The organism is Maribellus maritimus (assembly GCF_022267315.1).
GTDB classification, from domain to species: domain Bacteria; phylum Bacteroidota; class Bacteroidia; order Bacteroidales; family Prolixibacteraceae; genus Draconibacterium; species Draconibacterium maritimum.
In genome coordinates this window covers 50,985-65,830 of record NZ_JAIKLE010000013.1, presented here as the reverse complement: position 1 = coordinate 65,830, position 14,846 = coordinate 50,985, and the positions used below count along the sequence as shown (strand labels likewise).

At 34.4% G+C, this 14,846-nt stretch carries 19 protein-coding genes; 10 read left to right on the top strand and 9 right to left on the bottom strand.

The window, feature by feature from the left end; genetic code table 11:
- Positions 1 to 8: 8 nt before the first annotated feature.
- Together K5G00_RS13175 and K5G00_RS13170 are read left to right on the top strand one after the other, a co-directional pair.
- On the top strand, positions 9 to 281 hold the full coding sequence (locus K5G00_RS13175) for a hypothetical protein (protein WP_238766619.1): 273 nt from the start codon (positions 9 to 11) through the stop codon (positions 279 to 281).
- A gap of 212 nt (positions 282 to 493) precedes the next feature.
- Positions 494 to 1,342 carry a tetratricopeptide repeat protein gene (locus K5G00_RS13170; protein WP_238766618.1) on the top strand — a complete coding sequence of 283 codons (849 nt, stop codon included), beginning with the start codon at positions 494 to 496 and terminating at the stop codon, positions 1,340 to 1,342.
- Positions 1,343 to 1,541: 199 nt separating this feature from the next.
- Here the strand turns inward: K5G00_RS13170 and K5G00_RS13165 are convergent, their stop codons facing one another.
- Both K5G00_RS13165 and K5G00_RS13160 read right to left on the bottom strand, forming a co-directional pair.
- Positions 1,542 to 2,453, bottom strand: a complete 912-nt coding sequence (locus K5G00_RS13165) for a mechanosensitive ion channel family protein (protein WP_238766617.1) — start codon at positions 2,451 to 2,453, stop codon at positions 1,542 to 1,544.
- Between the two features lie 58 nt (positions 2,454 to 2,511).
- Positions 2,512 to 2,958: a hypothetical protein gene (locus tag K5G00_RS13160; protein ID WP_238766616.1), complete on the bottom strand. Its 447-nt coding sequence runs from the start codon at positions 2,956 to 2,958 to the stop codon at positions 2,512 to 2,514.
- Between the two features lie 498 nt (positions 2,959 to 3,456).
- On the opposite strand from K5G00_RS13160, the gene K5G00_RS13155 reads away from it, so the two are divergent.
- The 5 genes from K5G00_RS13155 (at position 3,457) to K5G00_RS13135 (ending at position 7,241) form a co-directional block, all read left to right on the top strand.
- A complete protein-coding gene (locus K5G00_RS13155) occupies positions 3,457 to 3,786 on the top strand; it encodes a hypothetical protein (protein WP_238766615.1) in 330 nt (109 codons plus the stop codon).
- A gap of 115 nt (positions 3,787 to 3,901) precedes the next feature.
- Positions 3,902 to 4,726 carry a hypothetical protein gene (locus tag K5G00_RS13150; protein WP_238766614.1) on the top strand — a complete coding sequence of 275 codons (825 nt, stop codon included), beginning with the start codon at positions 3,902 to 3,904 and terminating at the stop codon, positions 4,724 to 4,726.
- Positions 4,727 to 4,755: 29 nt separating this feature from the next.
- Complete coding sequence (locus tag K5G00_RS13145) at positions 4,756 to 5,538, top strand: MlaE family ABC transporter permease (RefSeq protein WP_238766613.1); 783 nt, start codon at positions 4,756 to 4,758, stop codon at positions 5,536 to 5,538.
- Positions 5,539 to 5,549: 11 nt separating this feature from the next.
- Entirely contained in the window at positions 5,550 to 6,278 is a 729-nt protein-coding gene (locus tag K5G00_RS13140) for an ABC transporter ATP-binding protein (RefSeq protein WP_238766612.1), read from the top strand.
- A 12-nt stretch (positions 6,279 to 6,290) separates the two neighbouring features.
- A complete protein-coding gene (locus tag K5G00_RS13135; RefSeq protein WP_238766611.1) occupies positions 6,291 to 7,241 on the top strand; it encodes an MlaD family protein in 951 nt (316 codons plus the stop codon).
- Positions 7,242 to 7,329: 88 nt separating this feature from the next.
- Here K5G00_RS13135 and K5G00_RS13130 read toward each other — a convergent pair whose 3' ends face one another.
- From K5G00_RS13130 to K5G00_RS13105, 6 genes are all read right to left on the bottom strand, one after another.
- Positions 7,330 to 7,740, bottom strand: a complete 411-nt coding sequence (locus tag K5G00_RS13130) for a response regulator (protein WP_238766610.1) — start codon at positions 7,738 to 7,740, stop codon at positions 7,330 to 7,332.
- 79 nt (positions 7,741 to 7,819) lie between these two features.
- Positions 7,820 to 9,187, bottom strand: coding sequence for a sigma-54-dependent transcriptional regulator (locus K5G00_RS13125; protein WP_238766609.1), 1,368 nt, complete (start codon positions 9,185 to 9,187; stop codon positions 7,820 to 7,822).
- 83 nt (positions 9,188 to 9,270) lie between these two features.
- Positions 9,271 to 11,712: an ATP-binding protein gene (locus K5G00_RS13120; protein ID WP_238766608.1), complete on the bottom strand. Its 2,442-nt coding sequence runs from the start codon at positions 11,710 to 11,712 to the stop codon at positions 9,271 to 9,273.
- Between the two features lie 232 nt (positions 11,713 to 11,944).
- Entirely contained in the window at positions 11,945 to 12,169 is a 225-nt protein-coding gene (locus K5G00_RS13115) for a hypothetical protein (protein WP_238766607.1), read from the bottom strand.
- A gap of 1 nt (position 12,170) precedes the next feature.
- Entirely contained in the window at positions 12,171 to 12,536 is a 366-nt protein-coding gene (locus tag K5G00_RS13110; protein WP_238766606.1) for a hypothetical protein, read from the bottom strand.
- Between the two features lie 44 nt (positions 12,537 to 12,580).
- Positions 12,581 to 12,853, bottom strand: a complete 273-nt coding sequence (locus K5G00_RS13105; RefSeq protein ID WP_238766605.1) for a YtxH domain-containing protein — start codon at positions 12,851 to 12,853, stop codon at positions 12,581 to 12,583.
- A gap of 420 nt (positions 12,854 to 13,273) precedes the next feature.
- Between K5G00_RS13105 and K5G00_RS13100 the strand changes: the two genes are divergently transcribed.
- The 3 genes from K5G00_RS13100 to K5G00_RS13090 are packed head-to-tail and all read left to right on the top strand — an operon-like array spanning position 13,274 to position 13,857.
- Positions 13,274 to 13,477, top strand: coding sequence for a transglycosylase (locus K5G00_RS13100; RefSeq protein WP_238766604.1), 204 nt, complete (start codon positions 13,274 to 13,276; stop codon positions 13,475 to 13,477).
- Positions 13,478 to 13,522: 45 nt separating this feature from the next.
- Entirely contained in the window at positions 13,523 to 13,708 is a 186-nt protein-coding gene (locus tag K5G00_RS13095; protein WP_158862317.1) for a CsbD family protein, read from the top strand.
- Positions 13,709 to 13,710: 2 nt separating this feature from the next.
- Positions 13,711 to 13,857 (top strand): lmo0937 family membrane protein, encoded by a 147-nt coding sequence (locus K5G00_RS13090; protein ID WP_158862315.1) that lies wholly within the window; start codon positions 13,711 to 13,713, stop codon positions 13,855 to 13,857.
- Positions 13,858 to 13,921: 64 nt separating this feature from the next.
- On the opposite strand, the gene K5G00_RS13085 is transcribed toward K5G00_RS13090, so the two are convergent.
- The gene (locus tag K5G00_RS13085; protein ID WP_238766603.1) at positions 13,922 to 14,842 is read right to left on the bottom strand and encodes a YihY/virulence factor BrkB family protein; all 921 of its coding nucleotides are present in this window, start codon (positions 14,840 to 14,842) and stop codon (positions 13,922 to 13,924) included.
- Positions 14,843 to 14,846: the final 4 nt, after the last annotated feature.

Here is a 14,846-nt window from a genome sequence, read left to right as displayed (position 1 = left end):
TGTCTGATATGGATAAAAAATTGCAGTTTGTTCTTGATTTAATTAAACGAGAAAAGACGGAAGAAGCCAGGGAAGAATTCAAAAAAATAGAAACGGTTGAAACGGTTGAATACTGGATGATAAAAGGTAAGTTGGAACAAAAATTTCAAAATTGGGGTGAGGCGATTAATGCATTTAATAAAGTTTTGGATTTAGATGAAAATAACCAGGAAGCACAAAACAATCTTCATTTTATTCAAAATATTATAAACTTTTGGAACCCCGAAATGTTTAATCCTTAAGGGTTTATCATTTTGTTTAGTTGGTTGTTTAAAATTGACTCCAAATAGAATGGCGAAATTTTTGATTATCACAACATCGTGTCAATCAAATCATTAATCTTATAAATAAGTTTTAGGTTTTTAATTCATAATTGTTATTTTTGGAAGCTTGATGAAAAAATTGATTAAAATAAATTGAAATAGTATAAATAAATTAAATGAAAAACTAAAAGATGAAACGAGTAGTATTATTAGTTGTCGGAATTTGTTTTACCGTATTTTCGTTTGCCCAGGATGCGGCGGAAAAAATTAACCAGGCAAATGAGGCTTTAAAAGCTCAGGATTATGCAAAAGCTTTTGAATTGTATGATGATGCCATGAACAATCTTGGAGATGTTCAGGTAGATGATGCCATTAATTTTAATATTGGATTTGCAGCTTATAAAGCAGGAAATGTTGAGGGTGCAGTTAAATACTTGGATAAGGCGATAGAACAAGGAACAAATGTTTCTAAATCACACGAATATAAGGCTTTGGCTTATCTTGATAAAAAAGACTATTCCAATGCAGTCGGCTCTTTTGAACAGGCAATTGCCACTTCAGAAGAAGATTCAAAAGATTTGGTTTATAATGCGGCCATTGCTGCATACCGTGGAAATATGCTGGACAAGGCAATTGAGTTGTTCGGTAAATCTGTTGAAAACGGATACAAAGGCGAAACAGCCCAATACTATAAAGCAGTTGTTTTAAAAAAACAAGACAAGGATGATGAATACAAAGCGGCTTTGGTTGAAGGAGCAGAAAAATTCCCGGGAGATGACAAAATTACATCAGCTTTGGCAAATGTGTATGTTTCAGAAGGAAATGAATTGTATAAAAAAGGAGCTGCTATTTTAAGCGCTGCAAACCAGAAAGTTAACGATGGAGCTATGACTACGGCAGACGATGCTTATACTGCAGAAGTGAACAAAGCCAAAACTGAATTTCAGGCAGCTGTTGACGTTCTGGAAAAGGCAAAAAATCTGGATGCTTCAAATGCCAACGCACAAAAACTACTTGACGCTTGTAAAGCTGTTCTTTAATTTTAGAAAAAAATATTATGAAAGTCGCTTCATTTTTCTGAGGCGACTTTTTTGTTTCATGAGAAGACAATAATAATTAGATAACTAAAATATTCAATTGTCACGTATTGGATTAAAAGTTTCGGTAACTCTCGGTATTTCAAGCCTTTTTATAGTACCGATACCGTCTTTATAAGCATTGTTTTTTAACTTTTACAATCTATTCTTTTTGTTTAAGATATTGTTGTTTCAAAGAGAAAACATCACTTAATGTTTTTCCTCCTTTAATCCCAAAGTCCAGTGTTCTGATTGGGAAAGGTATGGTAATATCGTTTTTATCGTAAGCTGACTTAATTCTCTTAATCCCTTCGCTTAAGGCACGTAAATAATCGGTTTGTTTTTCAAATATTACCCAGTATCGTACAACAAAATTTATGGAACTGTCGCCAAATTCCTGATAGTATAAATCGATGGGTTTGTTCTTTTTTAAGGAACTGATACTTTTAATTGCAGAAAGTGTGATGTCCTCCACATGTTGTAAATCTTCGCCGTAGCTTACGCCCACATTTAAATCAATCCGACGTTCCTTATAAATGGTAAAATGAGTATAAACATCTTCAAATATTAAACGATTGGGAATAACTACTTCCTGGCCCTGGAATGTTCGTATTTTTACAGCGCGTAAACCAATAGAACTTACTGTTCCGTAATAGTCGCCAAACTCAACAATATCGCCTACATTTACTGTACTCTTAATTGCGATATAAATTCCCGACAAAAAATTGGCAATGGTGTCCTTAAATGCAAATCCAATAGCTAAACCAACAATTCCGACTCCGGCCAGAAGTGAAGTAACCGTTTTTTCAAGCTCCAGAATGCCAAGTGCGATAAAGAGTGCGGCTGCCATTATGGCTATCCGGGTTAAAGAAACTACCAGTTTTATTATTGCAACATTTCCGGAAAAGCGCGATAAGGTTTTTGAAACCAAAGCCGCTGCCAGACGCGCCAGTAAATAGAAAAAAATTAGAATGAGAATAGCAATAACAAAGTTGGGTAGCATTGAAACAATTTGCTCTACCCAACCTCCTACTTTTTCCGTAATTATCTGATATGCGTTATCTAAATAATTCATTCTTTAATTGAAAAAAAATCAGGTCTGTAACAACCTGATGTAAAGTTTAACGTTGATTTTAGGTCGTAATGTCGCGTAACGATTCCTTGAAGTTTTCAAAATCTTCTTTTATCTCATTGCCAAGTTCTTCCATGTTGTCGCCGGTTTTATCTGACCACTGTGAAACTTTGTTTTTTAGCTCACGGGCTTCCTGACGGACATTTTCCATAGAGTCGTTGAATTTTTGAGCAGTTTGGTCACCTGCTTCGTCTACATTTTCTCCTAACTCTTCCATGTTGTTTTCAAATTCAATGAGTTTTTTCTCGAGTTTATCCACAAATTTAGGATCGTCTTCAGACAGGTCTTCGATATCTTCCTTAAACTTCTCAAATTTTACTTCGGCTTTGTCCAGCGTGTCGTCCAAACTATTATCCTGCTTTTGGCTGTTCTGACATGAAAATAGAATTCCACTCCCTATCAGAGTTACAATTGCCAGTACGATTGTCATTTTCCTTTTCATATTCATAATACTTCGTTTTAAAATTTCACATTAATTGTTTTCACTCTTACAATGATTAAAAATGGTGCCAAAAGTGGATTTTGATTTTGTGTTTGATTGTAAGTTGTTTGTTATTAGTTGTTTAGTGTTTTTGTTTGCTGCTATGCCTAAAGAATTCACAAAAAGAAGCTTTTTGTTGGAATGTGGATTTATGTACTCAATATGTAGAGAATTGTGTTCAAAACAAACCATACATTGAAAATGGTTGCTTAAATAGGTGTACGTCTGGACTATTTGCGAAACAGAACCATTTGTTGCTATTCTTTTATAAAATGGGCCTACCAATATAATGTACAGCAATAAATATGTGAATTTCAGTACCCAAAGAGTGACAATTATTCTACACAAAAATTTGTTTTTTAATGTGTGTTTGTGGTGTAAGGTTTTGTTATTTAATTGTTTATATGTTTTTTGTCGACTTGGCAAGATATTTTCAATATAGATATAAATGCTAAAGCGAAAGAGATGAAAAAGAAAAATAATAGTTACGACACACTTGTTGAAGCCATAGAAATACTAAAAGAACAGGGATATACTCATAATTTCAGAATAAACGAAAATGGTTTGCTGGTTGAAGGAAAAGAAGAGGGATATATTGCAGGCGAAGTTGAACTTCATGAATTTCATCGGTTTGAAGGGAATACTAATCCAGCTGATATGAGTATTGTTTATGCGGTTCAGACAAGTTCAGGGAAAAGAGGCTTAGTTGTCGATTCATACGGAGTAAACGGTTCTGAAATAACATCAAAATTTATGAATAAAGTCGCTCAGAAACAATTTGATGTGCACCATTAGAAATACCAAATAGTTTTAGAAAACTTTATTGATACGTCCCGGCGGCTGGAAACGGCAGGGGAAAAGTATATCAAATAGAAAGACAAAATTTATTTGAATCAAAAATCTCTCAAAAATGAAAAATATAATAGTTTATATCTCACCGCTTGAAAAAGGTTTTGACATCGTAAATTATTCGGTTCAGGTAGCCGAACGTTTAGGATTAAATATTCATTATGTGTACAATGTCGACCCCGAAGTTGTCGAATCTTTGCGGGAAGACAACAACATTTCCAAAGAAGAACTGGAACAAAAGATTATTGAAGAGAAAAAGATAGAAATCGGCAAACTGGTTGAGAGTCAGAATTGGAATGAGAAGGACATTACAGCCGTCTATTCCATTTATTCGGGGGCTTTTGACAAGATGTTTAAAACAATTGCTTCCCGGAATCACTGTGAATTGGTACTTTTTCCTGTTTCGGAAGCAGGAAAACAGCTTCATATAAAATCAATCTTTCATATTTTGGATATAATGAAATTACCGGTATGGTGTTTTCCCGTGGGTACAGAGTTTCGGCAAATAAAAACCATTGTTTATGCTTCAGACTATAAAAAACAGGATGTTGATACAATAAAAGCACTTTCTGTTTTTGCAACTCATTTCAAGGCAAAAATCAACATTTTACATGTGTTTAAAGGTGAAAAATTCAAACAACAACTTATTGATTCCGGCTTAAAAGAGTTAATCGGAAAGAAGATAGCTTACCAGAATATTGAGGTCCACAGTAAAAAGAAAAACAGTATTACCAAAGGAATAACGGATTTTTCGAAGGCTGCTTTTGCCGATTTGCTGGTATTGCTCAAGCGAGATAAAAATATTTTCAGGGATCTGTTTGCTAAAGGAACTATCGTAAAAATGCTGAAGAAGAGTGAGCTGCCGATACTCATTTACAAAAAGTAATTCACCTTTTCGGGTTTTAATTCTGTAAGATGAAAAAATTAACGAATCAAATAAAAATTTCGGTAGAAGATTTTCTGGTTGAGCTGGGAAACATAGTTCTTTTTACATTAAATACAATTAAGCAATTTTTTATTGCTCCGTTTGAATTTAAGGAACTTGTTAAGCAAGGATACATTATTGGAAATAAGACCTTTCCGTTGATTGCTATAACTGGTTTTATTATGGGGCTGGTTTTAACACTTCAGTCGCGTCCGGTTTTGGTTGATTTTGGAGCCCAGTCGATGTTACCCGGAATGATAGCTATTTCAATAATCAGAGAGATTGGCCCGGTGATTACGGCTTTGTTGTGCGCAGGAAAAATAAGTTCCGGAATTGGTGCAGAGCTTGGGGCTATGAAAGTTACAGAACAATTGGATGCGATGGAAGTTTCGGGAACAAAACCCTTAAATTTTGTAGTTGCCACACGTGTTATGGCCACAACTCTTCTTGTGCCGATACTGGTTTTTATTGCTGATGCCGTTGGACTATTGGGATCATTTTTGGCTGTAAGAATGTATGAAAAGGTGTCGATTGTTTTATTTCTTTCGCAGGCTTTTGATTCGCTGAGCTTTTACGATGTTATTCCGGCGACCATAAAATCAGTTTTTTTCGGATTTTTTATCGGATTAATAGGTTCTTATAAAGGGTATACCGCGAGCAGAGGAACGGAATCGGTTGGACTCTCAGCAAATTCAGCAGTTGTAAGCGCGTCATTGGTAATTTTTATTATTGATTTGATTACCGTTCAGTTTTCTGAATTATTATTTGCATAAGAAATACAGATATGAAAAATGTAATTGAAATACAGGATTTAGAAAAGGCTTTTGGGAGTAATGTTATTCTGAGAGGAGTGAATATGAAGCTTCATAAGGGAGAAAACATTGCTATTCTTGGAAAATCGGGAACAGGTAAATCAGTGCTTACCAAATGTATTGTACGGTTAATTGAATGCGATTCGGGTAAAATAAATGTTTTTGACAATGATATTACAGAAATGGAGGTCGACCAGATTGATGAAATAAGAAAAAGAGTAGGATACCTCTTTCAGGGCGGTGCTTTATACGATTCGATGACGGTAAAAGAAAATCTTGAGTTTCCCGTTCGGCGTACCCAGCTTTCCAAAAATAAATCGGAAGTAAATGATATGGTTGACGAGGCATTGGAAAGCGTCGGTTTGCTTGAGGCAAAACACAAAATGCCTGCCGAATTGTCGGGAGGAATGAAAAAACGAATCGGGCTTGCAAGAACTTTAATTCTTAAACCGGAAATTATTTTATATGATGAACCCACTACCGGACTCGACCCTGTAACGTCGGGAGAAATAAGTGAGCTTATAATGCGAATCAGAGAGAAATACAATACTTCTTCGCTAATTATTACGCATGATATGAAATGTGCTGAAATAACAGCTGACAAATTGAAACTCCTTAAGGACGGAAAATTTTATGCCGAAGGTAGTTTTGATGAATTGCGAAAAAGTGACGACCGTGAGGTTGCTGCTTATTTTAACTAAAATATAGAAGACATGGCAAATTCGAAAAATAAAACATTGCGGTTAGGGATGCTGGTTGCTGCCGGACTATTCCTTTTTATTATTACCATTTATTTTTTAGGGAGTAAACAAAATCTGTTTTCTTCAACAGTAATGGTTAAAAGCTACTTTAACAATGTAAAAGGCTTAGTTGAGGGAAATAAGGTTCGGTATTCAGGTATCACCATCGGAACCGTTTCGGAAATTAATATTGTAAGCGATTCAACCGTACTTGTGGAAATGCTTATAGAAAAAGATGTTAAAGAATTTATACGAAAGGATTCAAGAGTCAAAATTGTCAGCGATGGCTTAATGGGGAGCAAAATTGTTGAAATACAACCCGGGAGTTCAAGCGCCGGTAGTATAAACGATAATGATATGTTGAATAGTGCAAATTCTATCGACATGGACGAAATTCTAAAAGAGGCGAAAGGGGTAATCGAAGACGGGCGACTTGTAGCGAAAAATTTAGTGGAGATTAGTGAGAAAATTAATAACGGGAATGGAGATTTGGCCATTTTGCTAAATGAAAATACAATCTCAAAGAAGCTAAATCAAACAGGCGATGAATTGCTCACTTTTACTAAAAACCTGAATGATATATCCGGAAAGATTAACAACGGAGAAGGTGATTTAGGTCGTTTTATAAACGACACAACATATAGCCATCAAATTGGTGAATTGCTGGTAAACATTGACAGTATAACCGTAAAAGCAGATTTGTTTTCTGAGGAACTTTTAACCCTGGGGAGAAATCTTAATTCGGGGAATGGTATAATTCAAAGACTTGTTTATGATTCAGTAATGGCAGATAATATTGATACGGCAATCGTAAAAGTAAATTATGGTATTGATAACGTAGCAGAAGCTGCTGATGCAATTGAAAGCAGCTGGTTACTCAATCTCTTTTCAAAAAAGCGGAAAGACCGCGAAAAAGATCAATAGACTGAAATAATTGTTGAAAAACTTCAGCTGGGTTTTGCTTGTACGTTTTTTGTCATGTAGCATTCCTTTCACAAAGTGTGGAAAAATTTCAATACACAGTGTGGTCCCGAATCAACAACTCAATAAAATCACTGGGGAGTGGTTTTTCAAGATATGCACTTACAAAGGGGTATTTCATTACTCTGTTTCGGTCATCCTTTTTTCTTGATGAGGTACAAACATATATCTCTATTGAATCCTTCAGTTTGCTAATTCTTTCAAAGTATTCCAAAAATTTAAATCCATCCATTTCAGGCATATACAAATCCAGAAGAATATAGTCGGGGAGTTTTTCTTTGTTTTTAATTCCTTTCAAATATTCGAGCCCGTCCTTTGCATTTTCGAAATGCAGCAGATAATCTGAAAGATTTTTCCTTTCCAAAATTGAGTTATAAATACTTACCAACTCAGTATCATCATCTATAAAAATTATCTTTTTATAATCTGTACTTATACTCATTGTTCTCACGTTTAAAATGTTTAAGTTCAATTTCTGTTCCAAAAACAATACATCTTGAAACACAATTTTGTAAACTGAACTATAGTTTTATATCGTATAATTTTAATTTATTATAAAGTGTTTTTCTGTCAATATTTAAAATTCTTGCAGCTTTGGATTTGTTAAATCCGGCTTCTCTGATGGTTTTTATAATGAGTTGTTTTTCTATTTCATAAGAAGCATTTTTTAGTTTAGAGTCTGATGCTTTTACCTCAATTGTTTCAGCTCCGTTTGGCCTGTCGTAATTTTGAGGAAAAGTTATTTCCTCCGGAAAACAAAATTGGTCGAGCATTTCCCCGTCGGCCATTAAAACAGCACGTTTTATAACATTTTTTAATTCGCGCAAATTTCCGTACCACGAATATTCCATAATAATTTTTTTGGCGTCAGGGGTTACTCCTTTAACTTCTCTGTTTAACTCATTATTTGCCATTGAGATAAAGTGTTTTACAAATACTTCAATATCTTCCGGCCGTTCCCGCAGGGGAGGAATTTCAATTTTAAATTCATTTAGCCGGTGGTATAAATCTTCCCTGAACGTATTATTGTGTACTTCACTTAGCAAATTGTCGTTGCTTGCTGCAATTATCCTTATGTCGTTTTGAAAAAGTTTGTCGTCTCCCAAACGCGAAACTACCCGCTCCTGTATGGCCCTTAACAATTTTAGCTGAATATCGTAACTTAAGTTTCCGATCTCATCTAAAAATAAAGTACCGCCATGTGCTTTCTGAAACATACCGTCTTTATCTGAGATGGCTCCTGTAAACGAACCTTTTACATGGCCAAAAAGAACGCTGTTTGCTAAATCTTTTGGTATCGCTCCGCAATCTATGGCAACAAAAGGCTTGTCCTTCCGCAGGCTATTTTCATGGATAAACCGGGCGATGTACTCTTTCCCGATCCCGGTCTCTCCACCAATTATCACCGACATATTGGTTGGTGCAACCCGGCGGGCGAGTTTTATTACGAGTTTTATTTTTTCGCTGTCGCCAATAATAAAATCACCGTTTATATATGTAGAATGGGTAGGCTGTGGTTTTGGCTGTTTTTCTTTTTTTACCAGCTTTTTGATTAAAGAAAGCAATTCTTCTTGTTGAATTGGTTTTGTAATATAGTCGCTGGCACCCATTTTCATCAGTTTTACAGCCATTCGAACGTCAGCATAAGCCGTCATAATAACAACCGGAATTTCTTGTTTGATTGCTCGTATTTTTTGTAACAATTCAAGTCCACTGGTGTCGGGAAGACGAAAATCACAAAGTATTAAATCAAAATTTGATTTTTTTATGGTTTGCTCCGCACTTTTTCCGGTGTATGCTATTTGTACATCATATTTATGATTTTGAAGGTGTTTCTTCAAAATCTCGCAAATAAAATTGTCATCATCAATAATTAGAACTTTGCTCATGCGATTTTAAATTGGGTTATTGTTTTTATATCTTTTTATACTACAGCCATTCATTCTTTAATGTTTATTTTCATGAATCGTATTTATTCGGTTTTTGCTGTTTCTGCTTTCTTTATAACTTTTTCAATCTCGAGGATAGTCTGGTTTGTTAGTTCAGGAAGCTCTTCAAAGTGTTTTTTGCGTAAGGCCAAATCTTCTATTTTTTCAAAATTTGATGCTAGGTTGGTTAACCCAAAAAATTTAAATGAAGGAATTGCTTTGTGTGCCTTTTCTCCAATTTCCTGCCAATTTTTAATTTTTAAAGAGGAGTTAAAAGCCTTTAACATGGTGCCGGCATTTTTTATAAAATTGTCTAGCATCATATTATAAAAACTATTGTCGTTTCCGGCAGCCTTTTTTAGTTCCTGAACATTAAACTTGTCCTCGGTATAAATTGACTTTTCTTCCATAGGTGGTTTTTCTTGATTGGTTTTTTTTATTTCTTCCGATTTAATTCCTAAAATATTACATAATTTATTGTATAACTCGTTTTCTTTAAAAGGTTTTATTACATAATCGTCAAAACCGGCTTTCAGGTATTTATGAATGTCGCTTTTTAAGGCGTTGGCCGTTAAAGCCACGGCAGGCGTTTTGTAATTGATTGCGGTATTGTCAGAATGCATGTTTTTTACAACCTGAACACCATCCTTTTCCGGCATGTGGATATCGAGAAGAACTAAGTCGAATTTTTCGCTGCTTAATTTTGTTATCGCTTCCATTCCGTTTTTTACCAACGTGTAATCGGTTCTCCAGTTTTTTAGCAGCATCTCAGCCAGAATAAGATTGTGGTCGTCGTCATCTGCCAAAAGTATTTTTTTGCCTTTTAACAGCTTTTCAGCCAGATCAAATTGCTGTTCCCGTTCTTTGAGTTGATCAACTGATGCTTTTTTAAAGGGTAGCGATACAAAGAATGTGCTTCCAAGATTTAGTTTACTTTCAACCCAAATGTCTCCTTTTAACAGGTTTACCAGTCGATTACAAATTCCAAGACCAAGACCTGCGCCACCCCGTATTTTTTCGGTTCGTTTATTTCCCTGTTCAAAAACATCAAAAATGTAAGGTAAATCCTTATCGCTTATTCCAATTCCTGTATCCGATACCTTAAACAAAACCTCGGCTCTGCCTTTTGTTTCCTTTTGAACCTCGCAAATCAAAGTAATCTTCCCTTTATCGGTATATTTTATTGCGTTAACCAGCAGGTTCATTAAAATCTGTTTTAACCGGAACGGATCCCCTCTTAAAACCTGTGGAAGCTTTTTATCTTTTATTATTTCAAAATCAAGACTCTTTTTTTCTGTTTGTTGGCTAAAGACTTCTTCCAATTCAACAAAAATGTCGTTTACCGAGAAAGGTATATTTTCCAGATACACCTTGTCCATACCAAGTTTGAATAGAAAAACAATTTCAGTTACCAGGTAAAGAAGATGGTCGGAAGCATTTTTTATAAGGTTAATCAGTTTTTCCTGCTTCTGGTTTAGTTCTGTTTTTTCCAGTTGCTCGGTAAAACCCAATATTGAGTTTAGAGGTGTCCTGATTTCATGACTCATGTTGGCAATAAAAATCGATTTTGCTTTGTCAGCTTTTTGAGCCTGCTCCTTACTTTTTATCAGGTTTTCTTCGAGCAATTTATCGTTGGTAACATTTTGCGAAATTAATATTCCTGCAATGGTTTTGCTTTGGTGATTTTTTACAGGGGCGGCTACAATGTAATAGACATTTTCCCGGTATCTTACTTCGCCTTCCGTATATTCGCCGTTTAAAGCTTTGTTATAAAATGGAAAAACTCTTCGTTGCGTTTGTTTATCAAAAACATCGAACATTTTTTTTCCTATAAAGTCAGAATTGTTTAAGTTAAATTTTTCTTTTTCTCTGCCGCCACATAATATATATCGGTAGTCTTTATCGTAAAGATAAACGTCCATGTCGGGCAGATTTTCAAAAACGATTGACTGGTAGTCGAAAGCCTGTATATCATTGCTTTCCATAAATCGGAAATATAAAATATATCTGTCGCTGTTTATATTACTCGATTCAATGTCAATTTCCAGTTCACACCGGTTCAGGTTTCCTACTCCGGTTTTTAGGTCAATTTCAATGGTTTCATTTTTTAAGTGGGAGAGTGCATGAGAGAATGCTTCCTCGAAACTCTCTCTGTCTGTATCGTGAATAAATTCAGTAAATTTAAATTTGCGTGAATAATTAAATGTGCTGCTTGAGAAATAATTTTTAAAGCCGGAATAATGGATGATTTCCATAGCCGAATTTAAAATCATTATTCCATCCTGCCAAAGGTTTCTGTCGTAACTTTGGTCTTTTAAAATATTACTTTCCTTTATTCTTTGAAGTTTTATTTTGCCAAGCTGGGTGTTTAGCCAACTTTCAATTTGTTCTAATTCAGACGTATTTTCTTCTTCAGATAATAATTTTTCGATGGCTTCCGAAACATTAAGAAGCCTCTTGTCGAATTTCCGATATTCAGTTGGCATTAAACATTGTTTTATGAATGAGTAGAATATACAAAATTTTTATGCTCTGTGACTAAAACAATCTGATATCAGATTCAGTTTAATGTTATCGTAAACAAAACCTGGCTCATTCCTGCCACCGGACTGATCAGTAAACAATTTTTCAGGGTAAATGCAGAAAAATATCCTTCCTTCGGTCTCAACACGGATTTTTCTTTGAATTCAGTGTAAGAATCTTTTTAAATCCCGGTAGTTAGGAATCTGCTGAATCTTTCGAAGACTTCTTTTTTCGAAATGATGAAATGATTTGCATCGTTAGGTTTGTTCCCAAATCGTACGCCAGGTCTTTTATTTTGTCCGATAAATTATCCAGGATGTTTGCAGAAGATTCAACCAATTCTTTTTCCACAAATTTTTCCTGGAATTTTAATTTTTCCTGCATTAAAACCAGTTCCCTCATGTTTTTTATTCTTTTCATATTATTCTTTTTCCTGGTTTTCATCATCGAATAAAACTTCTGAGAAATTGCTGAGTAGGGCTTTGGTTAAAATTTTCTTTCTGAAGATGATGAACAAAACAGCTATCAAAACTAAAAAACCGGTTGCGATTAAAACACCCTCAACATAATTGTTAAATTTTTGTCCATACCAAATGGCAAATGCGGCTCCGAGAAACATGATTATTATTACTGAAAATAGAATAATAACCAGGTAGCTAAGTAAATAGCTCACAAAAGTGGATGTTTTTTTTAACAGCAGAAGCTTAAACAAGTCAAACTTTACCTGAATATATTGTTTAACAGAATCATTAAGCTCTGCTATATTGTTCGTTAATTTATTGCTCATTATTTTAAGATTTAGTGGAGTAACACACTAAATTTATTAATTGATTACGCGCCTGCCTTCGCTTTTTCTTTTACTTCTTTTTCTACTTCTTCTTTTTTAGTGCGCATTTCATCAATAACTTCATTAAGCTTTTCTTTTACGTAATCCACTTTTTCTCCCAAAGTTTCGGTTACTTCTTTTGAAGTGTCTTTTACCTTTTTACCAATTTTTTTTCTGGTTTTTTCTCCTTTGTCAGGTGCTACCAATATTCCGGTTAGTGTTCCTGCTGCTGCGCCTGCAATAAATCCTAATAATGCGTTTCTTGTTCCCTTTTTCATAATTGTAATTTTTAAAATGTTTATATACTTGCTAACTTATGTTTTTGTTTTTTCCTTTGTTTTAAGTTGATTTTAAGAAGCTTTTTGAAAAAAATATTCCAATATTTTTCGTTTTAATATAATTTATTTATTGTCAGTGATTTGAGTCTTTTCTTAGATTGCGGCAAACAATTATAAATGTGAATATATTCTACATATTGTGTAATTTGTCTATAGTTTATAAATAAACTTTTGTTTTTTTAGCCCATATCAAACCGTAGAAATAAAGTCGCATGTTGTGGAGGATTTTATCCATTCTTTTCTCAGAATAATTCTTTGGTTTTTTTGTTTTATCTATTCAATACTAGCTGTTTGCGCGGTTTTGGTTATGCTGGCACAGTTTTCACATAAGCATTGGTGTATAACTTTAAAATTATGATTATGAAAGCATTTGGAACTATTTTAACGGTATTGGGATTGATAGGTACCATTTTATTTGGCATTCAGGCAGTCAACAACTCGGAGACGTTTAGTTTACTGGGGATTGATGTTGCCGTAAGTGAAGCCAACTGGACTCCTGTTATTGTAAGCGGGGTCGTTACTGTAATCGGTATTCTAATCCTGTTGATCAGAAAAGGAAAATAGTAAAAAAGATATTAGAATAATGTTTAACAATTAAAAATTAAAGTCATGAATAAATTACAGGTAAAAGGAAACTGGAATGTAGTAAAAGGTAAATTGAAGCAGAAATATGCGGATATAACCGATGATGATCTCACTTATGTAGAAGGAAAAGAAGACGAATTACTCGGTCGTTTGCAAAAAAAGACCGGCAAAGCGCGTGAAGAATTAATAGATGAATTAAATAAGTTATAGTCATGAGATCGCTGCTTTACCTTATTGCCGTTATTTTGGTAATTGGATGGATTTTTGGATTTTTTGTTTACACCGTCGGTGGTTTAATTCATATACTACTGGTGCTGGCGGTTATCTCAATTTTGATTTCAATAATCAGGGGCAGATGACCAAACAAAAGAGCAAAAGTTACACGGACTTTCGAACGATGGTCCGTTTTTTTTATGTTTTCAATTATTTTACCGGAGTTATTTCAAAAGGAATAGCAAAATTTAGCGGTTTATTTTTATGGTTATAAAACTTTGAATACTGATGGGTTATTTCCACTCCAAAATAGAAGATAAGTGAAACAAAATAAATCCAGATTAGAATAACCACAAACGAACTGGCTGCGCCATAAACAGCTCCTAATTTGCTGTTTCCAATAATAAAACCGATGATATATTTTCCAATAAAAAAGAATACGGCTGTAAATATAGCACCAAACCAGCTTGAGCGCCATTTTACATTGACATCAGGCAAAAAACGGTAAATAAAGGAAAATACCAGGGTAATAATTGCCAGCGAAATGAAAACATTTATAACCTGGGCAAATACAACAAAATCAGCTGTGAAATACTGACTTAAAATATCGCGAAGAAAAGCAATTGAAGCGTCAACAACTAGTGAAACGAGCAAAATAAAACCCAAACTCAGAATCATCCCAAAGGAGAAAATACGATCTTTGACAAGTTTAAGAATATTCTGCTTTAATTTCGATTTTACTTTGACCCGCCATATATAATTGATATAATTTTGCATAATGCTAAATAGTGTAGTGGCCGAAACAAGAAATATAACTCCACCAATAACAGCACCTATTCCGCTGTTTTCCGCAATCTGATAATTTTCAATGGCATTCTCCAAAAGCTGGCTGCTTTCACTACCGATTAATACATTTACTTCATCAAATAATTTTTGGCGAATGGTAATGTCACCGGCAAAAATTCCGAAAACAGAAATAATGATTATTAGTATTGGAGCGATTGAGAATATTGCAAAGTATGCTGTTGTACCTGCCATACCAACCGGATTGTTTGAACCAAAATTTACCAATGCTTTTTTTAAGATCAAAAAGCTGTCGCGAATTATTTTTCCTGTTTTTCTGCCTTTCATAACT